The organism is Gordonia sp. Z-3 (assembly GCF_036233855.1).
Taxonomy (GTDB): domain Bacteria; phylum Actinomycetota; class Actinomycetes; order Mycobacteriales; family Mycobacteriaceae; genus Gordonia; species Gordonia tangerina.
The window spans coordinates 12,573-38,923 of record NZ_JAZARS010000017.1; the positions used below are offsets into that span (position 1 = coordinate 12,573).

22 protein-coding genes and 2 pseudogenes are annotated in these 26,351 nt (G+C 62.8%); 12 read left to right on the forward strand and 12 right to left on the reverse strand.

Going from position 1 to position 26,351, the window contains the following annotated elements; translation table 11 throughout:
• Positions 1-45: 45 nt before the first annotated feature.
• Positions 46-1,419: a 3' terminal RNA ribose 2'-O-methyltransferase Hen1 gene (locus tag VX037_RS18580; protein ID WP_328715452.1), complete on the forward strand. Its 1,374-nt coding sequence runs from the start codon at positions 46-48 to the stop codon at positions 1,417-1,419.
• Positions 1,416-3,979, forward strand: a pseudogene (locus tag VX037_RS18585) (polynucleotide kinase-phosphatase). Before VX037_RS18580 ends, VX037_RS18585 begins: the two are co-directional and overlap by 4 nt.
• Positions 3,980-3,982: 3 nt before the next feature.
• On the opposite strand, the gene VX037_RS18590 reads toward VX037_RS18585, so the two are convergent.
• The 4 genes from VX037_RS18590 to VX037_RS18605 form a co-directional block, all read right to left on the reverse strand.
• Positions 3,983-4,633, reverse strand: coding sequence for a hypothetical protein (locus tag VX037_RS18590; RefSeq protein ID WP_328715288.1), 651 nt, complete (start codon positions 4,631-4,633; stop codon positions 3,983-3,985).
• 33 nt (positions 4,634-4,666) lie between these two features.
• The gene (locus VX037_RS18595; RefSeq protein ID WP_328715290.1) at positions 4,667-5,098 is read right to left on the reverse strand and encodes a hypothetical protein; all 432 of its coding nucleotides are present in this window, start codon (positions 5,096-5,098) and stop codon (positions 4,667-4,669) included.
• Positions 5,099-5,165: 67 nt separating this feature from the next.
• Positions 5,166-5,684, reverse strand: coding sequence for a hypothetical protein (locus VX037_RS18600; protein ID WP_328715292.1), 519 nt, complete (start codon positions 5,682-5,684; stop codon positions 5,166-5,168).
• 25 nt (positions 5,685-5,709) lie between these two features.
• Positions 5,710-6,333, reverse strand: coding sequence for a hypothetical protein (locus VX037_RS18605; protein WP_328715294.1), 624 nt, complete (start codon positions 6,331-6,333; stop codon positions 5,710-5,712).
• Positions 6,334-6,585: 252 nt separating this feature from the next.
• On the opposite strand from VX037_RS18605, the gene VX037_RS18610 reads away from it, so the two are divergent.
• A complete protein-coding gene (locus VX037_RS18610) occupies positions 6,586-6,774 on the forward strand; it encodes a hypothetical protein (RefSeq protein WP_328715296.1) in 189 nt (62 codons plus the stop codon).
• Between the two features lie 63 nt (positions 6,775-6,837).
• Here VX037_RS18610 and VX037_RS18615 read toward each other — a convergent pair whose 3' ends face one another.
• From VX037_RS18615 to VX037_RS18640, 6 genes are all read right to left on the reverse strand, one after another.
• Positions 6,838-7,434 carry a hypothetical protein gene (locus VX037_RS18615; protein ID WP_328715298.1) on the reverse strand — a complete coding sequence of 199 codons (597 nt, stop codon included), beginning with the start codon at positions 7,432-7,434 and terminating at the stop codon, positions 6,838-6,840.
• A gap of 1,018 nt (positions 7,435-8,452) precedes the next feature.
• Positions 8,453-8,737, reverse strand: coding sequence for a hypothetical protein (locus VX037_RS18620; RefSeq protein WP_328715300.1), 285 nt, complete (start codon positions 8,735-8,737; stop codon positions 8,453-8,455).
• 36 nt (positions 8,738-8,773) lie between these two features.
• Positions 8,774-9,343, reverse strand: coding sequence for a DUF2716 domain-containing protein (locus VX037_RS18625; protein ID WP_328715302.1), 570 nt, complete (start codon positions 9,341-9,343; stop codon positions 8,774-8,776).
• A 26-nt stretch (positions 9,344-9,369) separates the two neighbouring features.
• Positions 9,370-10,719: a hypothetical protein gene (locus tag VX037_RS18630; protein WP_328715304.1), complete on the reverse strand. Its 1,350-nt coding sequence runs from the start codon at positions 10,717-10,719 to the stop codon at positions 9,370-9,372.
• A 69-nt stretch (positions 10,720-10,788) separates the two neighbouring features.
• Positions 10,789-11,406: a hypothetical protein gene (locus VX037_RS18635; protein ID WP_328715306.1), complete on the reverse strand. Its 618-nt coding sequence runs from the start codon at positions 11,404-11,406 to the stop codon at positions 10,789-10,791.
• A 21-nt stretch (positions 11,407-11,427) separates the two neighbouring features.
• Positions 11,428-11,907 carry a hypothetical protein gene (locus VX037_RS18640; RefSeq protein ID WP_328715307.1) on the reverse strand — a complete coding sequence of 160 codons (480 nt, stop codon included), beginning with the start codon at positions 11,905-11,907 and terminating at the stop codon, positions 11,428-11,430.
• A gap of 95 nt (positions 11,908-12,002) precedes the next feature.
• On the opposite strand from VX037_RS18640, the gene VX037_RS18645 reads away from it, so the two are divergent.
• Positions 12,003-12,836 carry a hypothetical protein gene (locus VX037_RS18645; protein WP_328715309.1) on the forward strand — a complete coding sequence of 278 codons (834 nt, stop codon included), beginning with the start codon at positions 12,003-12,005 and terminating at the stop codon, positions 12,834-12,836.
• A gap of 232 nt (positions 12,837-13,068) precedes the next feature.
• On the opposite strand, the gene VX037_RS18650 is transcribed toward VX037_RS18645, so the two are convergent.
• Positions 13,069-13,509: a sulfite exporter TauE/SafE family protein gene (locus VX037_RS18650; protein WP_328715312.1), complete on the reverse strand. Its 441-nt coding sequence runs from the start codon at positions 13,507-13,509 to the stop codon at positions 13,069-13,071.
• Between the two features lie 860 nt (positions 13,510-14,369).
• On the opposite strand from VX037_RS18650, the gene VX037_RS18655 reads away from it, so the two are divergent.
• The 7 genes and pseudogenes from VX037_RS18655 to VX037_RS23740 all read left to right on the forward strand — a co-directional run.
• A complete protein-coding gene (locus VX037_RS18655; RefSeq protein WP_328715314.1) occupies positions 14,370-16,682 on the forward strand; it encodes an outer membrane protein assembly factor BamB family protein in 2,313 nt (770 codons plus the stop codon).
• Positions 16,683-16,904: 222 nt separating this feature from the next.
• Positions 16,905-17,003: a phage upper tail fiber protein gene (locus VX037_RS23735; protein ID WP_442903708.1), complete on the forward strand. Its 99-nt coding sequence runs from the start codon at positions 16,905-16,907 to the stop codon at positions 17,001-17,003.
• 385 nt (positions 17,004-17,388) lie between these two features.
• Positions 17,389-17,976, forward strand: coding sequence for a hypothetical protein (locus tag VX037_RS18660; protein ID WP_328715317.1), 588 nt, complete (start codon positions 17,389-17,391; stop codon positions 17,974-17,976).
• Between the two features lie 65 nt (positions 17,977-18,041).
• Complete coding sequence (locus VX037_RS18665) at positions 18,042-18,635, forward strand: hypothetical protein (protein WP_328715319.1); 594 nt, start codon at positions 18,042-18,044, stop codon at positions 18,633-18,635.
• 3 nt (positions 18,636-18,638) lie between these two features.
• A complete protein-coding gene (locus tag VX037_RS18670; RefSeq protein ID WP_328715321.1) occupies positions 18,639-19,784 on the forward strand; it encodes a hypothetical protein in 1,146 nt (381 codons plus the stop codon).
• A gap of 74 nt (positions 19,785-19,858) precedes the next feature.
• The gene (locus VX037_RS18675; RefSeq protein WP_328715323.1) at positions 19,859-20,062 is read left to right on the forward strand and encodes a hypothetical protein; all 204 of its coding nucleotides are present in this window, start codon (positions 19,859-19,861) and stop codon (positions 20,060-20,062) included.
• A 171-nt stretch (positions 20,063-20,233) separates the two neighbouring features.
• Positions 20,234-20,429, forward strand: a pseudogene (locus VX037_RS23740) (hypothetical protein); the annotation flags it as partial.
• Between the two features lie 1,042 nt (positions 20,430-21,471).
• Here VX037_RS23740 and VX037_RS18680 read toward each other — a convergent pair.
• Positions 21,472-22,047, reverse strand: coding sequence for a hypothetical protein (locus VX037_RS18680; protein ID WP_328715325.1), 576 nt, complete (start codon positions 22,045-22,047; stop codon positions 21,472-21,474).
• A 433-nt stretch (positions 22,048-22,480) separates the two neighbouring features.
• Here VX037_RS18680 and VX037_RS18685 point away from each other — a divergent pair, with 433 nt between their 5' ends.
• Entirely contained in the window at positions 22,481-26,230 is a 3,750-nt protein-coding gene (locus VX037_RS18685) for a CHAT domain-containing protein (protein WP_328715327.1), read from the forward strand.
• The last annotated feature ends 121 nt before the right edge of the window (positions 26,231-26,351 follow it).

Here is a 26,351-nt window from a genome sequence, read left to right on the forward strand (position 1 = left end):
CGCCGACAATCCAGTTGCGCTGTGCCATACCGTGAAGTGGTGTTGATGTCCATCGAGGTTGCCGGAACTGTGCAACTCCCGGCAACCGATCTCGGGTTCCTGCTGTACAAACACCCCGATCGCGTGCAGCGGTTCGCGACGTCGCAAGGCGGCGCAACCGTGTTCTTTCCGGTCGCGTCACCCGAGTTGTGCAGCGTGGTGCTGCACGTCGATGGAGCTGGCGCCAAGGTAGATCGGGCCGAGGGGATGGGGCGGTACGTGAATGTGGTGCCATTCGCTGCGTCGTCGCGTCTGGTGGTGGTGCTGGGCAAGGTGTTCGGTGACGCGCTCGCGGGTCGCTGCGCCACCCGGCCCGAACTGGTGGATAATCGCTGGCCGATGACGCTGACCGTGCCGTCGGTCCCCACCGGCGGCCGGTGTAGCCCAGCGGAACTGTTCGAGCCACTTGGTTGGACTGTGCAAACCTCGGCCCAACCCTTGGAGCCGCCGCAGTGGGGTGACTCCGAGTTCGTGACGATCTCGCTCTCTGGTGTGCACACTGTCCGAGATGCGTTGCGGCACCTATCGGTATGCCTGCCGGTTCTGGCGGGAGCCAAGCACTACTTCGTCGATGACGCCGAGGTCGACAAGCTGCAGCGCCTCGGCGATGGCTGGCTGGACACCCACCCACGGCGCGATGACATCGCAGCCGGCTACGTCAAGCATGTCCGTTCGTTGACCGACGAGGCGGTGATGCGTCTGGCCGGGGATGTGACAACGGCGCAGCCCGCCGACGATGCCAACGCGGTGCCCGAGCGCCGGGCGTCACTGGCGAGGCACCGTCGGGAATGGGTGGTCGAGAGCCTCGCACGTGCCGGCGCCAGATCGGTTCTCGACGCCGGTTGCGGGGAAGGCCGACTGCTGGCCGAGCTCGTCACGGCACTGCCCGGTGCGCAGATCGCGGGTGTGGATGTCGCACCGGCCATGGTGGACCGCGCCCGTGAGCGACTCCAGCGATGGCGTGGGACGTCGGTTTGGCAGTCGTCGCTGATGTACACCGACCCGCGCTGCCGCGGATTCGACGCCGTGGTGCTGATGGAAGTGATCGAACACATCGAGTTCGATCGGCTGCCGACCGCGATGTCGTCGGTCTTCGACGAGATGGCCCCCCGAACGGTCGTGATCACCACCCCCAACCACGACCACAACGAAGCGTATGGGTTGGCCGGGCAGTGGCGTCACCCCGACCACCGGTTCGAGTTTACGCGCGCCGACTTCGCGCAGTGGTGCGCTTCGGTGGCCGAGGAGTACCGCTACCGCGTAACGATCGACGGAGTCGGCGAGCCGGTCGAAGGGCTCGGCGCGCCCACCCAGTGTGCGGTGTTCACTCGCGACGACTCCTCGCCTCAACTCAATTCGAGTGAAGGAGGCCGCCGATGACCGCGATCGAGGTCCCGGATCTGTGCCTGGTGGTATTGATCGGCGTATCCGGCTCGGGAAAAACAACATTCGCGCGAACCCATTTCCGCGACACCGAGGTGCTCTCGTCGGACACCTTCCGCGGCATGGTCGCCGACGACCCGGCCGACCAGTCGGCCACCGGGGACGCCTTTGGTGCCCTGTTCGACGTGGCCGGTCGGCGTTTGCGGCGAGGATTGCTGACGGTGGTCGATGCGACATCGGTCCGCGCCGAGGACCGTCGTGCACTCGTCGATCTGGCTAAGGAGCATGACGTATTTGCCGTCGCGATCGTGCTGGATGTGCCGGTCACCGAACTGGTGCGGCGTGTCGCCGGGCGCTCCGACGTCGACGAAGGGGTCGTGCGCCGGCAGCACACACTGCTCAAGCAGGCGCGCAACCTGCGTAAGGAGGGCTTCCGCTTCGTCCATACGCTGACGGGAGTCGACGACATCGGTGCTGCGACGCTTACCCGGACCCGGGTGTTCAACGACCGCACCGACGACCACGGCCCGTTCGACATCATCGGTGACGTCCACGGTTGCTCCGTCGAACTGTGCGATCTGCTCGTCGATCTCGGCTGGTCGCCGCTGCGCGACGAGGACGGCGCCGTCTGCGGCATGAGCGAACACCCCGAGGGTCGGCGGGTGGCGTTTGTCGGTGACCTGGTGGATCGCGGCCCTGACACCGCCGGAGTACTGCGCCTGGTGATGGCGATGGTCGTAGCAGGCCAAGCGATCTGCGTGCGCGGGAATCACGAGGAGAAGCTGCTGCGGGCACTGCGACAGCGTCGCGGATCGGGCCGGTCCCGGGACTCCGCCACCTTGTCCAACGGTCTGGCTGAATCGCTCGAGCAACTGGACCAGCAGCCGGCAGAGTTCATCGACGAGGTGATGGTCTTCCTGGATTCGCTGGTCTCGCACTATGTGTTCGACGACGGGCAACTCGTGGTGGCACATGCCGGGTTGGCCGAGCGCTATCACGGCCGAACATCGGGGCGGGTCCGATCGTTGGCGATGTACGGCGAGACCACCGGGGATACCGACCGCTGGGGCTTCCCGGTACGGGTCGACTGGGCCCGCGACTATCGGGGTCGCGCCCGCGTGGTTTACGGACACACGCCGGTGCCGGCGGCCGGTTGGGTCAACAACACGCTGTGCCTCGATACCGGCTGCGTATTCGGCGGACAGCTCACCGCGCTGCGCTATCCGGAGATGAAGCTGGTCGATGTGGCTGCCCGTCAAACGTATTGGGCTCCCGAGCGGCCGATGGGCTACGGCGATTCCGACGCCGATGCGCGGGTGCGCGCAGCGGTTCGGCTCGACGACGTTACGGGCAAGCGTCGCATCCTCACCCGCTATGGGCCGTCGGTGCTCGTCACCGAGGACCACGCGGCCACGGCGCTGGAAGTGATGTCGCGGTTCGCCATCGACCCGCGCTGGCTGCGGTATCTGCCGCCTACCATGAGCCCGGTGGGCAGCACCGATCCGGCGTTGCTGGAGGACCCGCAGGCTGCGTTCGACTTCTACACCGACCGCGGCGTGACCGAGGTTGTGTGCGAAGAAAAGCACATGGGCTCACGGGCGGTGCTCGTGGTGACGCGCGACGACGACGCGGCGCGACGCGCGTTCGGTGTCATCGGCGGGACCGGTGCGCTGTACACGCGCACCGGCCGATCGTTCTTCGATGCGGCGGTGACGGCCGCCACGCTGAAACGAGCCCGGGCGGCGTCTCGGACGCTGTTCGACGAACTCGACTGTGACTGGCTGATCCTCGATGCCGAGTTGCTGCCATGGAACATCAAGGGTGAGGGCTTGATCCGTGACGAGTTCGCGTCTGTCGCGGCAGCAGCCGTGCCGGAGTTGGCGCGCTGTCGGCGGAGTTGGACCGCGCGGCCGAACGCGACCTGGACGTCGATGCGCTGCGTGCTGGTGCTGCGCAGCAACGCAACGACATCGACGCTTTCACCGACGCCTACCGCCGGCATGTCCAGGTGGGCGCCACGATCGACGATGTGCGGATCGCGCCGTTCGAGATCCTGGCCTGCGGTAACACCGATCAGTCGATGACGCTCGAAACCCGTTCACACCAGTGGCATCTGGAGCAGTTGAATCGGCTCGCCAAGGCTGACGAGTCGTTATTTGTTCCCACCGCGCACCTCGTCGTGAGCACCACCGATGAGGTCTCGCGTTCCGAGGGGGCGGACTGGTGGCGCGACATCGTGGCACGCGGGGGAGAGGGAATGGTGGTGAAGCCGTCCGACAACCTCGTCCGCGACAACAAGGGTCGGATCGTGGCGCCCGGACTCAAGGTGCGCGGACCCGAGTACCTGCGCATCATCTACGGTCCGGGCTACCAGCACGATCTCAGGCGCTTGCGCTCACGCGACCTGACCCACAAACGGTCGCTGGCGCTCCGCGAGTATCAGCTGAGCCGTGAAGCCCTGGCGCGTCACACCGACCGAGACCCGCTGTGGCGCACTCACGAATGTGTGTTCGGTGTGTTGGCGCTGGAATCCGAGCCGACCGACACTCGGCTGTGACGCTCAGCTGGCGTTGGCCCGGCGCAGACCGATCGCGCGGCCTGCCGCGAACGTTGCGGACAGGACGATGAGGACGATGGCGATCACGACGATCCATGTCGAGGTGACCGTCGCAAAGCCCAGCGCCCACGCACCGGCCACGCCGCAGATCGTCGCCAGCAGTGCCCCGACGGGTAGCACCACAGCCACAGCCTGAACAGTCTGGCTCGTCGCGGGATCATCGACGGCCCGCAGGGCCAGGAATACCGCGGCAATCGCGAGCCCATACGCCACAGCGCCACTGATCGCGTACGGCACCAGCGGCGACAGCCAGTCAGACAGGTCGACCATCAACGCGACCGCGAGCAATACGGGTGCTACGCCCACCGCGGACCCGAGCAGGCCGGCCACCACGGTCAGTCCGATCCGCCGCTGCGGTTCCACACGCGCACCGGCCGCATACAGCACTCCAGCGGTCACGACCCCTGCTGCCGCACCGGCTGCGGCGACGGCGAGGTAGCGCATCGGTTCCGACAGGGCGACCCTGCCGCCGCCGAACGACGAAATCGCCATGTACGAACCGTCGCCCGGAGTCATTATTCCCTGAAACAAGGCTGCCGCCAGCAGCGCGATCACACTTCCCGCGAACATCAACGTCACGCAGAGTCGACCCATGGGTGCATACTGCCGCACGTCCGGCCGCGTGAGTCAGCGTGGTGGGCGGGCGTGTTGCGTCGGCGTAGCCACCGCCGTATGGCACATCGCAATGACGAGCGCGACGACGGTCATGGGTACGCAGGCCAGCAGCAGCCCCCAGAAGCCACTCCAGTGGCCGAGGCCGAATCCGGACAGGACCGCCAGTACGGCGACCGCCAACCACGACACGCTGCACCGCATGATCGCAGCTGCCAGCGCTGGTGGGGCTGCCAGTAGCGCGCCCACTTGCACCAAGGGCCAGATTCCCAGCACCGAGTACATGGGGTCATCACAGGTGGCGCCGGTGGGCATGTTCGGCAGGTACAGCTCGCCCGATTTCGAACATGACATCGATATTGATTCGACCGGCCCGAAGGCCGCCCACACTGCGAGGCCGACACCGAGCAGCGCCAAGACGGTCCACGCCGCGCGTATCTTCGCCATGGGCGCACCCTATGCGACCTGCCAACGCATACCGGTCATCGAGTCGCATGCAGCCGCCGCGATGTCGTCACATCTGGTACGCACTGATGTACACCGTGCGTGGCGCATGCTTGGGGTCCCACACCGCAACGAGAAGGTCGGCGCCGGGAACCGTGACTTTGGAGCGGACCAGTGTCGGCGTCCAGACGGGGCCGTGGTCGGCTGGGCTTCGCACCTGATCGGGCGACCGGACCGGCCAAGGCGGCGGAAAGTGTGATGCGCGAAGTATTTCGGTTACCCGATCCGGCGACGACGTAGTGACGACGATGTAGGCGCTCGGATCCATGAACGAGCTCTGCACTTCGCCATAGTCGATGTGGTCCTGGGACGTCAGCTCAACGCCGAAACCTTTGACGAAGTCGCGAGCATCGTCGGCCGACTCGTGCGTGCGGACCTGCGTCATACCGTTGTCGATCCATGCCAACGCCATCTTGCCGAGGACCAAGACACCTGCAACCGCGACCACCACGACCAACACACTCACCGCGACGATCCGCCAGCGATAGGCGTGACTCGCGGAGTCGCGTTCAGGTGGTTGTGGATTCATGTATCGATCTCGAATGTTGCCTGCGCTACCACTGATAGTCGCCGATTACGAAGGACCGGTCCTCACCCTCTACTGACATGTCCATGCCCATCTTTCGCTTCCAGGTGTCCGGAACATGGATGGCTATGATCTCTACCTCTCGTTTCGCTCCGCGCTTGGGTCCGACGACGTTGACCTGGGTCCAGCGAGTGGGCAACGAGAAGTGGGCATCAATGAACAACTCTGCCGTCGCTGAGGATTCGCTGCGATCAAAGTGCACAAGAAGGCCGTACTCGGTGGACTCGGCGCCTGTCATCCGCCAGTCGTCTCCGGGCCGCCCCCAGATCGCGAACCTGGTTGGTCTCATCAGCTTGATGAGGAGCGGCCAGTGGTTAAACCCGGAAGGCGGTTTCGGGGGGATCAATTGCCCGTTGTCGTCGACCAGCTCTTGTCCCGTTTCCCTGGAATAGCGCCTACGGTCGCGAGACTTGACGTCACGCTCCGACCAAGTACCGAGCTCGTGGTCTACGACGAAATCCACAAGATTCGTACGTTTCGGCGGACCCGCGAGGTCCTCCTTCCCCCACGACCTGTACTCGGCGGTTCCGGACACTCGTGAACACGACTCGGCGTTGAGGAGAAGGCTCACGGCCGCCAACGTGTCTTCCACGGTGATAGCGATAGTGCTGGCCCCTCTCACTTCCGCTGGTGACCGAAGCGGTGATGACCTTCGTGCCAGCATCGTTATCAGGAATGTGAAAGTATAACAGGTTCTGGTTTCGCTTCGGTATGTGCAGCAACCGTTTGCGCCGGGATAGGCTTCCGATATGAGTTGCACCAGGACTGACCGAGACCGTGGGTTCGTCGAAGAACTCGAAACCCAGGACCTGTGCTTCCCCGGCCGACTTCCGATGCACCGCGCATGAGCAAATCTGAGCGGCAGGCTTTGTCGGCGTGGTTTGTCCTGACCGCAATCCTGCCGGTCGCAGGCGCCGCCGCAAGCGAGTCTTTCTGGTCGGTGTTCCTCAAATCGTTGGCGGCATGCGTTGTCTGTGGCGCGGCAGCGTTCGCCCTGGTACGTCTGCTGAACCGCGACAGGTACGAGAAGTAGGAGACTGCCTACTTGCGAAGGACCACACGCAATACGGCGATGCGGTGGCGATGCTATGCGCGTCTATGAAAGATCGCCGTCTTGTGCGATTCTCCATCCGCGCCGTAGCTCGTTGTCGAGTCGTTCGCCAGTGTCGTTCTCGATTTGAAACGTCAAGGTGTTGCCCTGCGCATCGTTCCGAGGGACTGGGGCAGTGTGGTCAAAATGATCGGCGAACCAGCCTCCTCTGGGAATTTCGAGGACCGCTCTCTGCCGGTTTGATTCGCGTTCGTCACGGGTTCGCGGAGTGGGTTCCGGAGTGGTCGTGTCCCAGAGTATCTGGACTTCGTCGGCAGCATCAATGATATCGCTTGCGTCGAACTCTACTTGGCGTTCGGCGAGGTCGAAGTACGGCCATGCAGTTACGACGTGAAAGAGGCCAGGCGGCGGTAGATGGTCAAGGAAGAGTGCGAACCGCGCGTGCTGTGGACCACCACCGCCACTGAGATAGTGGAGTCCGCCGGCATTGTCCAGCGGCAAGTTGGAGGAGTAGGCGCCATCTGCCCATTCGAAGCCAATCAGGGGTGGCGCACTCGTAGAGCCGCTGGTCTCGGGGCGTCCAAACCCGTGCGTCGATATTGCGACGTCGCCCTGCCGGCAGAATGCTTCGAGTTCGAACATGACACTCGATGAGTAAGCGCGAGTTGAGCTCAATATCAGCACGAAATCCGAGGACCGATTCAGCAACCCAGTTATCGAGACGTCGGCGGCTATTTCGTTGGCGGGAGGACGGCGCATTGGGCGATTGTCGCACTCGTGCACGTGACCGGGACAGACCTCGCGATCAGACCAGGTCCCTGTACGCTGTGAATGGACGTCGCAGCCATGAACTCATTGTCGTAGTGGGGGTCCACCGCATCCGGTTAGACAAGATGGCCAAAACTCGCCGATTTCGGAACCTGAACGGTTCCGACCGCGAAGCGAGTACGGGGCGAACGGGGTGGCGTAGCCGTCCGCCCGGTTTGGTTGCTGCAATACTCGCGTTGACCGCGTCGCTCGTTCTGCTCTGTGTGCGGTACAACTGGTGGCCCTTCGGCACCAACATGACTAACGAGCACAAGGTTGTACTTCTGTTTGTTTCGGGAATCTTGCTTATTCTTGCCGGGACGATATGGCTAACGCGAACAGCGTTGTGTCTATGGACGACGCGCGCATGGTCATGGTGGATCGCCTTTGCTCCCGTTGTGGTGATCGCTGCTGCGATATTGGCTTTCGTCCCAGGCCCGTCGCGATTCTTCGATAATCGCGCCACTTTTGATCGGCTAGCGCACCAGGTAGAGGACAATCCGGGTTCATCACTTGGCCCGGTTCGGATCGGAAACTTGGATATTCGCTCGGCCCTTCAAAGATCAGATGAAGCCATCTATTTCTATAAAGCCGACTCTACAACCCGTGTGGCTGGTTGGGTCTACTCTCCACAGAACGTGCCAAACTACTACAGTTTCTTCGTACTGTCTGACCTGGGCGGGGGCTGGTACCGATTCGTCGGCGACGCTACTCGTTAGGCGGGGTAGTCGCAGTGCCGAGTATGAGGCTCCGTCCGACCGCGGTTAGGACTCCTCGCAGACGATACCGCCCTTGACTCCGCCCCGACTACCGCGGGCGACAGCGCCGCGCAGTCGAGCCTCGAGAATCTCGCTCAAGTCATTTCGCGATGGTCCTGCAGCGCGGCGCGACGACTTGAATGCCACACGACCACACCCACGATCGGAATGATCCACACGACGCCAAGCCCGATCACGCTGCGTCGAAAGCCGATGTGTCGGCTGATGACGTCGACTGACGCAAACATCGACAGCGTGAACCACACGGGAAGCAGGATGAGCAACGCAATGCCGATGGGGAACGGTCCGCTGAAATCTGCGCTACACGCCGCGTCTCTGGCGCATTCGGATAGTCCAGCTTCGGCGAGTAGCACGTTCATGACTTACCGGCAGTGGATCGCGTGACGACCGGAGCGTCACAGTGCCCCATCATGCGCCTCCTCCGAAACCTCGTTGCCGTTCACGCGCTTCCGCGGCAGCCATGGCGCCAGTGTCCGTCCCAGCGTGTGGACCAACTCGTTGCCGAACACGCACAGCGTCTTCTCCCACGGGTGCCCGAACGTTCCGGTGCTGAAATCCGGACGGGTGAAGATGTAGTAGTCACCGTTGGGGTACACCGTGACTGGCCACTCGGTGTCGAAGGTGTCGGCATGCACCCTGGCATCGAGCCGATACCCACGGTGCTGCCAGTCGAGCACGATCCATTCGGGATCGTCGAACGCGCTCACGAAACAACGCTGCGCTTCGGCGTTGATCGCGTCGAACTGCGCGCTCCACACACCGGGCGAGTTCTCCGGGACAGACAGATCGAAGGTCACCGACGGAGTCGGATCAACCACGGCCGGCCACTCTTTCGGGTCGACACTCGGACGGAATGACGTGAATCGATCGATGAACAACTCCCACGCCCGATCCTCTTCCGTCCGCGGCAGGCAACTCCACCCCGGTGGCAACGGAGTCCCGTGGTCGAGGGTGTAACGCATCATCAGACGATTGTTACAAGGTATGGCATTCATACGTACAACACGCCGTCGACGGCCAGTGACGCGGATGGATAGGCATGGGTGCCTGCCTGTTCGAGTAGCTCGGTGAGCCTCCAGCCGAACGGCTCTTGTCGTTTGCGCCCGAGCGCGTCGTAGATGCCGACCCGGGAGTGGATGAGGAGTCCCGGATAAGCGATGTGCCGGTAGGTGAGTTTGACGACTCCGTCGGGCCAGTCTCCGACCAACTCCGCGCGTACATCAGACACCTGGTCGGCGAACCGTGTTCCGTCGAAGAAGGTCACGCACCACTGCGCATACGAGTCGTGGTCGACGGGCTTCGGTCGGAGCGGCCAACGGTGTGCAGAGACGTCAAGGTTGTCGATCGCTGACATCGTTGAGACCGACTGCGAATCTGCGTCCCACACCTCGAGCCGGGTTCGCCCACCTGAACAAGTGGACCCTTGGGTCAACAACCAAGCGCGGTGGTGCTCTGCGGCACCGCGCATGACCCAGCGATCGTCAATCTCATTCGTCCACAACAGCTCGGGGTCAGTTTCCGTGTCTGCGTATGCGCGCACGATCGTGCGCTCCTTGCCTGGTGTGTGGCGGCCCCAGCGCCACCGCACGCCATGCCCGACTGCGCGTTTGCGGAGGTGCGCCTCGTTGTAGGTCTCGTCGGCATAGTCCTGGGTGTAGCTCGTGTCTTTGGACCAGGTTGTCGCGATGTCATCGGGACGCACAAGGGCTTCGGGGTGTGGCGCGTCCAGCCTCACCGACAACCCCGAATTCGCCCACACCACCCGATAGCGGTCGCCACCGGGGGTCGGTGGTGTATCTCCGTAGTCAACGAGTTCGCGAGTCCATGGCTCATGGTGTACGGACACGAACAACATGCCTTCCTCGGCGTGCGCGTGAAAGACGATGCCGTCGACGGGGATCGTGGACATCGAGCCGCTCCGGTCAACATGCAGCAGTGCCGATTTCGGTTCTCGCCGCGGGGGACGGTCAGGCGTAGGGGAGATGTCGCGCCGTTTGGGTTCTGGGGGTTGCAGCCACGCGCCGTCGATGCCACAGCAGATGAGTTCCGCGCCGCGGGTGTAGGTCGCGAATATCAGCCCGTCTGGACCGATGCGTCCCAATGGTTCGTCGGGTGCGTACTGAATCCAGAATCCCTGGTCGTCTACTTCGATCCGACGACGAGAGTGTGGCCGCAGATCCGACGCCATCTCCGCCCACGACACCAGCCGGACGAACTCTTGGGTAGCGGGATCGAACAGCGCGGCAACCGGATGGGCGGCATCAAGCACCCAGACATAGCCGGCACTGAAGAACACTTCGGAGGGGCGAAACGTCGTCCGCCCAAAACACGCGGCGCTCATGCGCCTTTCGGTCGAGTCACCACATCACGGTAGCAGTGCTGTCAACGCGTGATGCGTGCGCTGCCACGCTCACGCATACCACGGCGGCTCACGGTCATACTCGTCCTCGACCACATCGATGCGCGAATCATCAAGCAGATCAGTGATTCCCGCCGACGATGCCCCGATGCTGGCGAAGTGCGGATCGACGTCGCGGACCATGCACCACGCCCGGTCGGCCGGCCACACGAACGCCGGCACGGGAAGCCGTGATCCGAGTCCTTCGCCGTCGTCGTCGTCCCATCCGATCAGGTCGGTGTCGCCGCGGTACAGGTAGTAGGAACGAATAACAGAGCCGCGGTCGTCCGCGAGGTCGATCGCGGCGGCGCCCAGTCCGGTGCTTAGCGCGGCCACCTCAGGCCAGCCCACCCAGATCAGGTAGAAGCAGTCGTCAGGAGTAGCTGTGTGACGCGCGAGATGCGTTACCGCGACACCCATCTGCCAGATTTCCGACGGATCAGGTCCGCCGCGATCGGGAATGTTGGCGTCACTTTCGCGCTGGCCGAGGAACTCGGGGTCGGGGATGAAGCGCAGACGCGCATACCGCTCGTAGTTGACCGGAGCGAGAACGGCCAGATCGGCCCAGTCCTCATCCTGACCGAACAGCCAGTCGGCTGGGGATCGTTCACGATATGCGTATACGGTCATCGTCGCTCCTTCGCTACTGACTCATCCTCGTTCGGCGCGGTACGTACGTTGATCGCCCGAAAGTGCTATCCGTCCACCCCGCCAGGTGTGCACGGTGCCGGTGGTTGTCGGCAGGGCAGGCGGCTCGGTTCGCGGCACGTCGAAGTCATCGATGACGGACTCCCGCATCGTCGTCAAGCCGTCCGGTCCGGGATCGCCGACGCTGCGCCACAGCCACGTCGTGAACGGCGCCTGCGGCCGCTCTTGCCGAGTCGTCCCGGCCGGCCACACCGCCCCCGCGACATAGTCGCAGCCGTTCTCCGGCGGGGCGACGGCCGACCACTCGAACTCTACGATGGTGCCCGGGCGCAAGCCCATCTCTCCGGGTTCGGTCGGATCGGCGACGGCCCCCACTCTCAACGAGCACGAGGCCGCCGACGTCCCGCCCGACGTATCCGCCGAAACGATGACACCCCAACCCAATTCCTGATGCCAGGTCTCGACGGTTCCTGTTGACGACATCCGTTCACCGTAGGGCTGGAATTGCGATCGGGGAATCGAATATTCATCGAGGCCGGTTCACGTGAGAACTCACACCACCGATCTACCCTGACCCCATGGGGACACCGTCGTGGATCGAGTTGGCCGGCCGCAACGCTGCCGCAGAAGCGATATGCCTCAGCGGAACACTCACCGTCATCGGGAAGAACGAGGTCTCACGTGTCGACTTCCAGCACGCCCCCGGCGGCAAATGGCGCGTGGAACACGAGGGCCAACCCGTGTACATCGCGTCCGGCGCCACTGCGGTGGAGCGGGTCGACGGCCGCATGCGCCGACTCGACGGCGACATCCGCCTGCCGATGCTCGGTGCCCGGTTCAGCCCGCTCGATCTCCTCGGCCGCGAATCGTTGCTCCACAAAATGAGCACGTCGATGGCCGTGGACGGCGATGCCGAACAGCGCACCATCGACGGACGTGCCGCCTGGTCGATCCGGCTGCGGGCCCCGAAGCGCGATCCGATCGAGATGACCTTCGACGACGCCACGGGCGTGCTGATCCGGTTGGCGACACCCGACGGAACAGTGGCCCTCACCGTCGACGGACTGAGCGCGCCCGAGACGCTGGCCGACTCGCTGTTCGGATGGGACGGGCCGGTTCACGATGAGCGTCCGGCCCGAAGGAACCATCGCAGCGACGAAGACGACGAGACCGAGCGCATCGAGGCCCTGCGGGCGCTGGTCGCCGCACAGTCTCAGCCGGACCGGGTCATGGCCGCCATCGCCGGCGCGGACAGCGAACGCGACGCGCGAGCGTCGCTGGCCGAACTCCTCGGGCTGACCGAATCCGGTGCGGACCACATCCTCGCGGCCCCGATCGGCATGTTCCGCGGTGACCACGCCGTCGCCAACCGGCGAACACTCGAAATCATGGAAGACAGACGCCGGCAGTGACGCGGCGGCACCCGATCCGGGCTGAAAAGCGCGGGAAATAAGAGAGCCCCACCGGACCAGTCGGGGGTCGGTCCGGCGGGGCGCCCAGGAGGCTTTCGTCCGGTCCCGATCGGGAGAGAAGGGGCCGGTCGCGAAAGCCTGAACCTCAACGATAGTTGATTTTCGATTCGCCCATACGACAGACGCCGAGACTCGTGACCGACAATGCTGTGACCAGCGAGAAAGCACCAGCTCAGTCAGGCGGACCCTGGCTGCGGACGGTAACCCGCCGATCCTGCCAATTCGTTGCCTTGAGCCCGTAGCGGGTGCGTACCAGCATCCACCCGACGGTCCCACCAACGAGCGCGACCCCCAACCCGACGAGCGTGAACAGGTTGCTGACACCCAGCATCTTCAGTCCCGCGGTCAGCAGCACCAGCGCGAGCGCGCGGCGCACAAGTCCGGCCGATGCCCGTGACGACAGTCGGGCACCGAAATAGGCGCCGGGAATGCTGCCGACCAGCAGCGGTAGCACCACACTCCAGTCGACGTCGCCGAACAGCAGGTGGCCGGCGGCGGCCGCGATGACCAAGGGGACGGCTTGGGCGAGGTCGGTGCCGACCAGTCGGTTAGCCGTGAGCCGACCTTTGCCGGAAAATTCACCTGCATACTCCGGTCGAGGTTGGGGTTGCACGGATCTGCAGCACCGTCGGGTGACCGGCACCCCGACCTCGACCGTGGGGCTGCTGTGGCCCCATCCGACCAAGGCATTCGCCGTCGAGTTCGTCGGCAGGCGAAGTGGCCGGAAAGGTCCCCGGCAAGAGTCGCCGATGAGGACGTCCCAAGCGTTGTTGAGCGCACGACGTTCCGCGGAACGTCATGCCACTGCCAGGTTGGTGTCGGATTGGCGGTCTTTCCATGCCAACGCGCCGCAAGCTGAGATTTGAGGACGTCCGCGATGCGATGCAGCGGACTGACCCGGCCTCAGGTCGTGTCGATCCGTGACCTGGTGAGTCGCTACGAAACTCGCAGTTACCCGGCGTCGGTTCGCGAAAGGCGGTGCGTAGATGGCCAGCGCTTCGACCGAGAAGAACCTACCTGATGCTCGTTTGAGTCCGGCTGGCCGTGGCGGACCCGAGTTTCCGCGACCCTTACTCATACTCCGGTGCCGAAGGGGCGCGAAATCTCGTTGTCCGCTACTTTGTTTGTCTCATCAACTATCACATTGGGCGGCAAGCGAACACGGGTGTTCACAACTCGATCGATCGCAGTGCGAAGAGCAGTCCGAAATATTCGACCAGATGCACGACGCGCGAAGTGACCGCCGAGGTCTTTACTGGAGTAGTGGCGGAGTCGTTTCCTGGGCCTCCGCCGGCATCGGATGGCCCACGCGGGCGCCCGGACGACGAACAGCCGCCCGAGGCGGCCACGAGTGCTTCTCCGACAGCGCCGCAACCCCCGGCGGCGCCCGGCTTCGGCTACCCGCCGCCCCAGCAGATGATGCCGGGATCACACATCCCGACGGGCGGGCTACCACCGCCTGGCCTACCGCCGATGACGTGGTCGCTCGGCCCGCCGCCGCCACCGCCCCGACAACGTTCGTCGCGCCTACCGTGGCTGGTCGGGGGTCTGGTGTTCCTGCTGGTGATCGCCCTTGGCGCGCTCAGCCTGGTGTGGTTCACTCACCGTTCGTCGCCCGCAGACGATTCGTTGCTGGCCGGACAGCTGACCCGTTCGTTCCCGACGGCGCCGAACCCGTCGTGGACGGTCACCGCGGAGCAAGCGGGCGGCGACCAGTTCGTGTCGGGCCTGGCGTCCGAGGGCCAGTACGGTGCCCTCGGAGCGGTCACCGACGGCCAGACGATCGTGACCATTGTGGGCGGTCCCTTCACCACACTCGGCCCCTCGCACCGGGTCGTCGGTGTCGACGCCTCGACCGGCACGACGTGGCGACTCGATCGCACCGTGCGCGGCTGTTCGGACACGATCGTTGATCACAGCATTGCGTGCCGTGGTGATTCGGACGTCTACTTCATCGACACCCGCACGGGAAATCTGACAGCGACTGTCTCGCTGCCGATCTCGCAGTCCTCCCATGACATCGCCTACAACGGTTCGGCGGCCTTCCTGCACTCCTACTCGTCCACAGACCGCACCACCACGTTCTACAAGGTGACTCCCGAGGGATTGGAGTGGCAGCGATCGGTGGTGTTGCCTGAGCGATTTCCGGGCAGCGGCGACGCCTCCACGTTCACCGCGACCGCCGACCTCGTCGCGAGCGCGTCGGTGTACGGAGTCGTCATCTCCGCCGACGACGGGCGAGTACTACTCAACAGGGCGGCGTCCTGGACCATCGCTCGACTGCCCGATGGCGCACTCGGTCTGGTGACCGGTCAGGTGTCGAACGAGGTGGTGACCAACCGCACGGTGACGGTGGTATGCCCGGACGGAACGGTCTATGACACGCCCGGTGGCTCCGTGGTGGTCCCACAGGTGGCCGTGCCCGAGCAGCAGAACCGTGTTCTGGTCGACACAGACTATGTCGATCTGACCGACGGGCGGTCACTGTGGACAACCGACAGTGCCTCCGGCGAGCGGTTCGGCGCGGCGGTGCTCGGCGATAACAGGGAACTGATCGTCGTCGATCTGCAGGCCGGCGACCTCGTCGCCCTGTCTGCCGACACCGGTGCAGAACTCTGGCGATCACCGATTTCGGACAGCTACCGGTCGTCGGGCTTTGCGGTCACCGATGGCGAACGCATCATCGCAACAACACCAGATGGCGGGCTGGCCGCCGTGGACCTGGCCACCGGCGCGCCGGTGTGGGTGCGCTCGCCGGCCGCGATCGGCAACGCATCGAGAGTCGGTGACGGCGAGCATGGGCCGGTGCTCACCTTTGCCGCCGGCGATCACCTGGTGACGGTAACCGCTACCACCATCACCGGATTCGCGGCAACAGGAGGAACGGCGGTCGTGCCGGGCACGCCGCGGTCGGAATCGGCAGGCCCGGGCGGGGCAGTCGGAGGCGATCAGTATGTGACCCCGTGCGGAACACCGCCGATCTTCACGCCACAATCGTTTCGGACCTCGCCGAACGGACTGGACGTCGAGATGACTGTCACCGCGCAATGCTCGGGCGGCGATGTCCTCTACGGGCCGCGCACCCGGATCAGCATCACCGATGGTGGGCACCTCGTTGCCTCCGGAACGTTCGACCTCGCGCCGGTTCCGGTGGTGGTGCCGCCACCCGAGGGCGCCGGGTCGGCGACGACGATTGTGCTGACCTATCCGCCAGGTACGTTCTTTCGCCTCCCGGACACGCTGTCGCCGAACGGTGATGCCAGTACAACTCGCTTCCTCGTCGAATGCGACCCAGGTGTGACATCCGGTGTTGCGCCTCGCTTGTCGGTGCGGGATGTGGGAAGGGACGCGTCACCGGTGGCTGCCACCGGTCCGTTGTTACCGGACGGTGCAGACCCGTCGGCGACGAGTATCGACGCGTTGCGTCTGCAGGCCGATTCCGATCGTGCCTTCATCCTCGCGAATCTGAACAACCGCTGGGTCGCCCAACTCAGCTCCAAGCGACCCGGACTGGTCGCCGACGGACGCACGTGGGACAGTCAGGCCATTCTCGAGGAGTTCCTGGCGCTACGTCTGAGGTTCAAGGATGCGCGGCTTTTGTACAGCGACGAGTGGAATGTGTTCAGCTACCGCGGGTGGTGGGTGACCGTCGCTGCGGTCACCTTCCCGGGCCCGGACGCCGCCAACAATTGGTGCCGAACAGAGGGTTTCGATCCTGATCACTGTTTCGCCAAGCTGGTGAGCACCACTGCTGGCCCCGATGCGTCGACCAAGTATTGGGGGTAGCTATCGACTGACAGCCATGCCGACTGGCCAAGCGGGGGACCACGTCGTGGTGAGCCCGCCCACGGATTGTCATGGCGTAGATAAACCGTGAGGTGCCATCAGTATCCGAATTCCGCGTCTCTGATCCCGACTCAGCAATCGGTGAAAGCGTATGTCGATGCCAACAGGCGGCGCTGGTGTGGGCCGTGTGATTACACCGAATACGACGGCACCCCGGTGAGCATGCAGTGGTACGGGACCCAAGCGCCGTACGACGCCATCGTCACGAAGAACTCGAACACCGAGTCAACATCCATCTGTAAAGGAGCTTTGTGGAGTTGAAGGGGGGATAACCGCATTGCCAAATGATGAAAGGGAAGTGTGGCATGAATAGGAAAGCTACCAAGGGTGTGTTGGTGAGCGGTGTGACGGCTTGCCTTCTGGTGGCAGGTACAGGTGTCGCTGATGCCGCTCAAGGTGGCAGGGATGGCGACCACTTCTGGATGAAGATCAGCAAGACTGAGTTTCGCCAGAACGGTAGCCAGGCTGACAAGCCGTGTGTTCGTGCCCTTCCGGCCACAATGGCTCCTGGTCCATCGCGCGATGCCTGCAGAGCACTAGCCTTCTGGGTGGAGCGAGCAGCCGCATGGAATCCGTGTGCCAATGGCTATTGGTCTGAGTGGTATCCCAAATCTGGGAAGACGCGGGCAGGGGCATGGCGATAGACATGAGTGAAACACCAAACTTCGAGCCGGTCCCGCCGCCACTTCCGCCGCAAAAGCCACCGGCCGATTCCAACAAGATCGTTCTCTGGATCATCGCAGGTGTCGGTACCCTCATCGCCCTAGTCCTGATCATCGGGTTCGTGGTCTGGTTGATCAGTTGGATCGAGGTGAAGAGGCAGACAGACGGCTTGTTCGACAGTCTTGACGACGACTATTCCTACAGCGATAGCGATCGGGCAGCGACGGCAGAAGCGGGCGGCTCTGTATTCAAGTACGTATCAGAGGGGACGTATCGATGGCGAGGTTCGGATAGAAGCGGTAACGAGGTCAAACTAGTCGTAAGAGACAATAGCGTGAGTGACTTTGACGCTACACTCTCGTGGGGGTCGTGTACGGGGGACGTTATTAGCACGCTGCATTCGAAAGCTTCTTCGTATCTCATCTATACAAAGGTAGAGTATGGGAGAAAGTGTGTAGATGCTGGAAATGACACATGGAGTTTGGCGTTCAAAGGGAACCCGACCTTTTCTGTCCATGTGTATAGGACCGAGGGCGAAGGGGCCAACACAAACTTCCTCTACAAGGACTGAATATGACATCGCCCATCGGTAGATCAAGGGGCAGGGGAAGTGGATAGCATGCTGGGAGAAGTGAAATGATCGCCCGCGTGATGATGGTTGTCATCGCGTGCGTGCTGATCAGTGGATGCACATCGTCGCTCTCGTTGTCGTCCCCGTCTTCATCGAAGCCGGACATCCCATACCTCACAGAGGAGATGATCCTTCCGCAGTCGGAGTTCCCGCCGTTGCCCGGCGGAACCTTTCGGATCACCGCACCCCGTGATCTTGCCCCGGAAGACCACGGTTCCGGCAGCAGCGAGGTGCCTGGATGGTGCGACGAGGACGAGAAGGCCTTAGACCAGGAGGCCGGATCACGGCTCTATGGGGACGACCTCAACGGGAACCGCATCATGATGAAGATCGAGATGTTCCATGTCACAAGAAGCATTGATATGCAGCGATTCGTGACCAACTGCTCTGACGGCATTCTTGCTGCCCAGATTTCGGGGTTGCCGTCTGGCGCGTTCGGGTTCACGGATGACCTAACCGTCTCAAGCGCTAGCGCGCCGGACTTTTATGCGACAGGGTATGTCCGAGGGATTCTGTTGGTGATCGGCGCCCCAACGCAGGGAGGCATTGTAGACCTCTACAACAGACAGTCCAATCTCTTAGAATCCTGGGACGGATGAGTCGTGAAGAAAATAGTTGGCATGTTCGCCATCATAGGAATACTGTTGGCGGGTTGTGGAGGCCAGGAGTCGACGCCCAGAGTCGAGAGCGAGGCTGCGTCGACAATGTACACCTTCCATACGCCGTCTACTACGACTACTCCGTCTTCCACTACGTTCAGCGGGCCCATCGTTTGGTACTGCGATAAGACCACCAACACCAACGTAGTTGATACGGGCATCGTAAAATTAAACCCCTCTACGGGGGAAGTCGTCGACATCCAACAATACAGTGAGTCGGAATGTGTCGATCCCTCGCAAGGACTGCGGAGTCAGTTCGACGAACAGTGGAGCAGATTGAAGTTCAACTCCGACTACACGAAGATTTGGGCGCACAGTGAAGCCGTAAGAAGGGAGGGGGGCCGTCTCCCGGTCGATCTTCCTTCGGGTTGCATTGTCGGGTACTACGACTTGAAGTTGGAGAAGTATGTGAACATCACATACTTGCTGACCCCGACAGACATCGGAGAATTTGAGGCAACCCCATGTTACGAGGACTACGGAGATGCACCTTGGACCGAAGACGGCCTGAGGACCTTCGCCGATGTTCGGGCCGGTGAATATGTCTTCTACGACGTGTATACGAACACAGTCGTGAGAAGAAGTGCTGATCCGTACTTTCCGGAGTCTATTGCTCCGATGGTGGATGAGTACACCGGGAACGGGAATCCCAGAACTGGGGCCGGAGCAGGTACCGAGCCGTTGTACAAGGCATGTGGAGGACTGTGGGTTGTCAACGACACAACATATCTGTACCGCGAAGCGAGTCCGTCGCAGGCAGACGCAGTGGCAAGGACACACGTTAGTATCAACTCTCCGGCCAGGTGTTCAGGGAGCACAGGCGGCGAATCTCGCACACTAGCAGAATCGGGATGGAATACCGGAGTGCCCATTTCGCCTTCAAACAGCAGAGATTGGCTTGCCGCTGCCAGTCCTGACGGGGCAACAATCGTCTTGACAACGACAGTTTACGCTCAGAACGAGAACGCCCTTCGCAAGTTTTACCTCGCGAATCGCGAGAAGCCCGACCAACCAATCGAAATAGACGTGCAACGACCGTTCTCGCTCACCGATGTGAAGTTTCTCGACTGGGAGGAAGGAACTTCATAGCTGAGACGGCGACATGGTCATAGGCACACAGCAGGTCGTCAGGGAGTTTTGTGGCACGCAGGAGATCGGCAAGGGTGTACCGGGGCACCAATCTGATCCTGGACAACCCGTGGACCGGCGCGCTGTACACCGATGACTTCAAACGGTCCAACGAGAACCCGATCACCACGCTGTGGACGCCGTATTGCGGTGATACCCGCAAGGCGCAACTGATCTCCAACTGCACACATATGCAGACGTTGCCCCACAACACATCGCGGTCGCGCAGCATCATCTAGCACAGCGGTTGGTTCCTAACCGAGAACCAGCGTCAAGGCACAACTGATCGCGCCGACGACATCACTGGCCGCGAACAACTACACCTACATCTGGCTTGACGGCAACCGGCACCAACTCGTCCGTCCCAACAACGCGATCGCCGACTGTCCGGCAACCCGGACCTCGAAGTCGTGGGGCTTCTGTACAGCGACGAGTGCAACGTGTTCAGCTACCGCGGGTGGTGTGTGACCGTCGCGGTCACCTTCCCGGGACCCGATGCCGCCAACAACTGGTTGCAGAACAGGCGGTTTCGATCATGATCACTGTTTCGCTAAACTGGTGAGCACCCCTGCTGGGCTCGATTCGTCAACCAAGTATTGGGGGTAGCTATCGACTGACAGCCATGCCGTCTGGCCACGCAGGGGGACCCACGTCGTGTGCTCCCCCAAGCGACCACGATGCGGATAAGGCCGTTGGGGTGTGGCCCACTATCGGGGCACGTACGACTCGGAGGCTTTGTAACGGAACGAGACTGAGCACAGTGTATGGCGACAAACAGCCTGGCAAGATATCAGTGGTGTTGCCGCGCAAAGGATTCGTGTGTCTAAAGCCGATGCCGTCGCAGGTTTCACCCGGCGTGACCATGCGGCCCCGCGCGACGCCGTCATCGGTTAGGACGAACTTCAGGCGGAACCATGGATTCGAGATGATGCATTTGAAATACTTTGGGCTGCAACATAAATCGCTCAAGGTGGTATGCAATGCGAACATTGACTCGCTTCGGAATCGGAATGTGCTCAGTTGGCGCGGCTGTGGCTGTGGCGGTATCTCCGGCAGCTGCCGCTCCGTACTCGTCTGGGACCATCAGTTCTCCGACCAACAACACAATCGTCTCTCGCATCACGAATCTGACGGACAGTGTGCGAAGTTGCGAGGCCTTCCTGAGCGGTCGCGTCAAATACACGACGCCTCGCAAGAGGATTCCGCCGAAGACTACCGAGATCTTCACGGTGGCCGGGGTCCCGGCCGGCAACTACTCGACGTGGTGGGCATGTAGCAGTTTCGCCAACGGTAAGCAGGTTGTCACCGTGCTCGGCGCGTCCTCGGGTACACCTCACCTCACCGAGAATGCCCCCGCGGCGGGTACCTTCGGTCTATCCGGTCTCGGATCATTGTTCGGGGGTTTTGGATCGTCGTGAACTGGTGGCTGGACGCACTCGACCATCCGCATCAAGTGCTCGGTCGCAATTTGCGAACTGCGCGCACCAACACGACCGATGGCGGAACGCCCGGTGATCGGGCTCGACCGGCAAGGTCAGAAGCTTATCCCTGTTTGGACTATCAATCGGCATTCAGACGGAACAGGCAAATCACTGCGTCTGCCCGATGCGCCTGTGTCGCAACAGGTGAGGGGCTGTGCAATCACGAATCAATCGCCGGACGTTGGTGGTGCTGGCGTCGTGGTGCTGCTTTCCGTCGGACTCGTCTGCGACGTCGCAGGCACGGAGGCGGGGGTGGTATCACTGGCCTTACCGGGGAGCCACAGCGTGACGATAAGACCGGCGATCCCAAGCAACGCCCCCACGGCTGCAACGAGTTTGGACCAATCGAGACGGGAGTGTGCGGCATCCGCCTGGTCGACCTGGTAGGCCCGTAGCGAGTTGTGGTCACGAACAATCGCGTGAAGGTTCAACGAGGTGGTCCGAAGGCCGCCTTCGATCGTGACCGCCATGGCTAGGGCGGTTCCGATCGCGACGAGCCCTCCGCCGAACAGAACCGACAAAGCAATCCGCCAACCGGTGGGGGTGTCCGCGTGTAGCTGACTGCCGATTAGTCCGAGTAGGGCGCCGAGTCCGCCGGCGAGCATGCCGTAGGCGTTGCGCCACGTCTTCGCATCCGCGACGGCTCGGCTGTGAGCTGTGGCCGCCAACTCTTCGAACGCCTTCTGGTCGGCACGTGTCGGCTTGGGATCCTCGCGGGATGGGTCAGTATCGAAGATCGTCATCTCGTATGGACCTCGATCGTGAAGTTGGCGCCGCACCCATCCTCGCCTGCTGGAGCTCCCGGGTGAGATCTCCCGCATTCACACCGAAAATCGGCTCGAATCGCATCTGTCGTGGCCGACGCTGCGCCGCGGACCGACGATGCGGGTATCTCCAGAATTGAAGTCTGCGACATGCCGCCATGACACCGCGGGCACGGGCCGTCGACGCGAATCGACATCGTGCGTTTACGGGCGACAACACGTGCTCGCATCAGTTTCCGATCGACGAATTCGTTCGCGATCCGATCGAGTTCTTCGGACGCGATGTCGTCGAAGGGACACTCGGTGTGAGTGAGGTCGGGGGATGACACCCCGCGCTCGTCCTGCTCGTCAGACACAATTTCCCCTCGTGTGGATCCGCTCGCGCCGGCGGCACTATTCGTATCATTCTCTTGTGCCCGACACCGGTAGTGACAGCCGCGATTTTGTCAAAGAGGCAGAGGAGTTGCCTCTCGACGCTGTGTGTGACGCGGTCGATCGATTGGACGAGTCCGACGAGGATTGGCCAGAACTGCAATGGCTTGTCGCGTCCCGTATTCACGATCGCTACCAGGAAGACGGTGAGCCCGCAGATCTTGTGGAGGCGCTGCACCGCGGTTTCCGCTCGCTGGAGGTGATGCAGCGCAACGGTGAGCCGCCCGCGTGGGTCGTCGCCGATCTGGCTCTGATCGTGTTCGATCAGTGGCGTTGTTCAAGTGCTGCTGACGACTATGAACAGTATGTGGAGCTTCTGGAATGGGCCATTGAGCTCGACGGTGGTGATCTCGATATCACGTCTGTCGGAGCCATTTGCCGTGCACGGCTGGCACGTGCCCTGATGTCGAGAGACGAAGTGAGCGACGAGGAACGCCTGCGCGCCATCTCCCTGTGGGAATCTGCAGCACGAAATCGCGGTGTGGATGCAGAGGTGCGCGCGGGGGCCCTGACTGACCTCGCTGCCGCTCACACCGGCCAGGGCGCGACTGCTGAGGACTTGCGTCGGGCCGTCGAGCTGGGCCGACAGGCCAGCGCAGAGCAGGTCGACGACGCAGAGGTGGCGGTGGATGCACGCCTCGGCCTTGCGTACGCGCTGGACAAATTGCACGAGAAGGATAGCGAGGACGAACATCTCGCGGAAGCCATCACGGTGATTTATGACGCTTTGGCATTGCTCGGCGCAGGACACGTCGAGTATCCCGGCTACGCAGCAGATCTCGTCGACATGCTGCGTCGCCGGGGCCGCGAGATCTCGAATCCGGAGTTGATGGCCGAGGGGCTCCGTCTCCTCCGGGCGGAAGCACTACCTCGGACCGAGAACGGTCACCACGATCGCCATATCGTCCTGCAGGCATACGCGGCTACCGCCAGCGAGTTGGGTTGGACGCAAGACAACCAAGACCTGGTGCGTGAAGCGATCGATATGCATCGACAAGCAGCGGACCTGCCCGATCTCGAGACCGAGCAGAAGGTTCAAGGCTTGATCAATCTGGCCTCGACCTTGCGTGACGCCGCCGATCACTTCGGCGACAGGAGTCTTCTCGGCGAAGGAGTCCGCGAAGTACAGAGGGCGCTTGAACTCTGCCCGGAGCCCGGCCCGGTTCGGGCGGAGGCCCTCAGGTCCGCCGGCAATCTGTTCCGTGACCTCTTCATGGCGGAGGGAAATCGAACTGACCTGGATCTAGCCATCACCATGGCGAAGGAGTCGCTCGACCTAACTCCAGAGGACAACGCCAATCATGCCGTGCGACAGACCAATCTCGCTGTCGTACTCAGCGACAGGTACACCGAACGCGCGACGATAGCGGATCTCGACGAAGCGATTCGCCTGTACCGCAAGGCTCTGGAGGCACCCGAACCTGTGCCGCGGCGTATCGCCGAGCGCCAGAACGACCTCGCGCTTGCTCTTCGCGACCGTTACATGACCTCTTACGACGACAACGATCTCACCGAGGCTCTGGAATTGGCTGAGATGAGCGTCACCAACACCGCGGAAGAGTCGTCGGCCTGGCCCGGCTATGCCACCAACTTCGCCAACGCGCTGATCGAGCGGTACGAGGTCACGGAGAACATAGGGGACCTCGAACGAGCGATCCAGCTGTTCGCCCGCGCACTTCAGAGGGTGGTCGGTCGTCCCGCCGACGAATCCGGCTTCGCGACCAACCTGGGTTTGGCGCTGGCGGTACAGGGCGATAAATCGAAATCCGTCGAGCGATACAACGAGTCAATCAGTCGGCTCGAGCAGGCGGTCGACGTGCTGCCCGCGCATCACCCCAGCCTGGCGCATCGCCTGGCGAATCTAGCCGAGATACACATGCAGCGGTCCGAACTGAAGTTGCACAACGGGGACTTGGGCGGTGCGAAGTCTGACCTGTTGGAAGCCATCGTGGCGTCTCGTGCGGCGGTCGACGAAGCGCAAGAGCGTGATGGACGAGCTCTGCCGGCGCTGGCGAACCTCGCTGGCGCAATGCGGCACCTGCGAGATCTCGATCCGGAGGCGGCGGAGCTACACGAAATCGCCGACGTGCAGAGGCGTGCGGCCCAGCTGGACCTGATGACCCCGATCGACAGATTTCCGCAGACAATTCTGTGGGCGCGGTCCGCGCAGGCGCTCGGCGAGGGCAACGTCGACGAAGTGATGTCTGCATACCGTCAGGCAGTCGAATTGGCTTCGGAGGTGGCGTGGATCGGACTCACCGTGGAGAGCCGTCAAACGCTGTTGGACCAGATGGCGGAAGCGTTGACCGATGCGGTCGCATACGCTGTCAGGACCGGACACCCCTGGGATGCATTGGCATGGGCCGACTGCGTCCGATCGGTATTGTGGCGCCAAACCGTCCACGCGCGGTCGATCGTTGATAGAGGGCACGCATTCGAGAGTTCGCCGTTACGAGAACTTGTTTCCGTCATGAGCAGCCACGAGAACCGGGAACGGCGACGTGGAGCGGCTCACCGTGCGGCCGACGGGTTCAAGCTTCCGGCCATCGACCCCGCTGTGTACAGAGAGCTTCGTTTCCCCGGCACACTGGTCTTGCTGATTCCCGGACCGGAGAGCTCGTCCGCCCTTCTGCTTGACGGAGAAGGTGGATCGACAACGATCGCGCTGCCCTTGGCCACCGAACACGAACTCGAGAAGCAGGTGGCGATGCTGCGAGATGCATTACTGCTGTTGGACGAGAACGCGCCGAACGCGGCCGGCAATACCGACACCGCAGTCTCGCACCGCATCTTCGATTGTCTTCGATGGATCTGGGATGCGGTGGCGAAGCCCGTACTCGACGCGACACCCGCCGACGATTCCGCACAGCGTCGACGCATCTGGTGGTCCTCGCTCGGCAACTTCGCCCTATTGCCGATACATGCCGCCGGTATCTACCCGAGGAAGCGCCGGCAGCTGGAACTCCCCAACCGCGGACAGTTCGAATGCCTCGCTGATCACGTTCTTTCGGCGTATCTGCCAACCATCGCCGAGTCATCCGCCCGTGAGGTTTCCACCCCGACCAGGCGGCTGCTCTACATTTCAACAGACGCAGACACGGATACGTTGGCGCATTCTGACGACGAGTACACGAAAGTCAAGGAGCTCCTGTCCGACACCCCGATGACCGAATTGCTGCATGGCGATGCGACCGTGCAGGCGGTGCAGGACGCCCTGCCGCACCACCCGATCCTGCACGTGACCGCTCACGGCGTCACTCGGGACGGTGAGGCGTTCGCATCCGGTTTCCGACTCGCCGATGGGATTCTGACCCTGGGGCATCTCGCCAACTCTCAGGTGCCGCACGGACGCTTGGCGACCCTCCTCACCTGCGACTCTGCGCGAGGCGACGTCTCATTACCCAACGAAGCGCTGCACGTTGCGGGTGCGGTGATGCAAGCCGGCTACCCGAATATCGTCGCCGCCGCGATGCCGTTGCGGGATTCGTCCGCGGTACCGGTCGCAGAGGCCGTCTATAGCGTTATCGAGCGTAGCGACGGTCATCTCGGACAGCTGATCATCGAGGCGCTCCATGACGCCGTTGCAAAGCTCCGGCGAGACCCGACGTCGGCACTTGACCCGCTGGCGTGGGCTCCCCTCGCGTACTTCGGTTGGGGGTGCGAGGCCGTTGTCGCGGGCTTCGGCGGCGCGTCTGCCACGGTGGCGACTCTTGGCCGGGTGCCGGACTGACCCTCGGCGATCGGTCGAGGCCGCACTAAGGTACGTCCTAAAGCGGAGGACGTCTAACTCGACAGCCGCGACCCGGACACCTACATTGCGCCGTGTTCGCCGAGATCGTCGACCTACCCGA

Excerpts from the sequence above, each read along its gene's own strand:
- VX037_RS18640 (WP_328715307.1), bottom strand. The coding sequence starts at position 11,907 with ATGTCGTCAACAGGAACCGTCGAGACCTGGCATCAGGAATTGGGTTGG.
- VX037_RS18660 (WP_328715317.1), top strand. The coding sequence starts at position 17,389 with ATGAGTGAAACACCAAACTTCGAGCCGGTCCCGCCGCCACTTCCGCCG.
- VX037_RS18595 (WP_328715290.1), bottom strand. The coding sequence starts at position 5,098 with ATGGCGAAGATACGCGCGGCGTGGACCGTCTTGGCGCTGCTCGGTGTC.
- VX037_RS18645 (WP_328715309.1), top strand. The coding sequence starts at position 12,003 with ATGGGGACACCGTCGTGGATCGAGTTGGCCGGCCGCAACGCTGCCGCA.
- VX037_RS18635 (WP_328715306.1), bottom strand. The coding sequence starts at position 11,406 with ATGACCGTATACGCATATCGTGAACGATCCCCAGCCGACTGGCTGTTC.
- VX037_RS23735 (WP_442903708.1), top strand. The coding sequence starts at position 16,905 with ATGCAGTGGTACGGGACCCAAGCGCCGTACGACGCCATCGTCACGAAG.
- VX037_RS18600 (WP_328715292.1), bottom strand. The coding sequence starts at position 5,684 with ATGAATCCACAACCACCTGAACGCGACTCCGCGAGTCACGCCTATCGC.
- VX037_RS18620 (WP_328715300.1), bottom strand. The coding sequence starts at position 8,737 with ATGAACGTGCTACTCGCCGAAGCTGGACTATCCGAATGCGCCAGAGAC.
- VX037_RS18615 (WP_328715298.1), bottom strand. The coding sequence starts at position 7,434 with ATGTTCGAACTCGAAGCATTCTGCCGGCAGGGCGACGTCGCAATATCG.
- VX037_RS18610 (WP_328715296.1), top strand. The coding sequence starts at position 6,586 with ATGAGCAAATCTGAGCGGCAGGCTTTGTCGGCGTGGTTTGTCCTGACC.
- VX037_RS18665 (WP_328715319.1), top strand. The coding sequence starts at position 18,042 with ATGATCGCCCGCGTGATGATGGTTGTCATCGCGTGCGTGCTGATCAGT.
- VX037_RS18590 (WP_328715288.1), bottom strand. The coding sequence starts at position 4,633 with ATGGGTCGACTCTGCGTGACGTTGATGTTCGCGGGAAGTGTGATCGCG.
- VX037_RS18680 (WP_328715325.1), bottom strand. The coding sequence starts at position 22,047 with ATGACGATCTTCGATACTGACCCATCCCGCGAGGATCCCAAGCCGACA.
- VX037_RS18580 (WP_328715452.1), top strand. The coding sequence starts at position 46 with ATGTCCATCGAGGTTGCCGGAACTGTGCAACTCCCGGCAACCGATCTC.
- VX037_RS18630 (WP_328715304.1), bottom strand. The coding sequence starts at position 10,719 with ATGAGCGCCGCGTGTTTTGGGCGGACGACGTTTCGCCCCTCCGAAGTG.
- VX037_RS18625 (WP_328715302.1), bottom strand. The coding sequence starts at position 9,343 with ATGATGCGTTACACCCTCGACCACGGGACTCCGTTGCCACCGGGGTGG.
- VX037_RS18655 (WP_328715314.1), top strand. The coding sequence starts at position 14,370 with ATGACGTGGTCGCTCGGCCCGCCGCCGCCACCGCCCCGACAACGTTCG.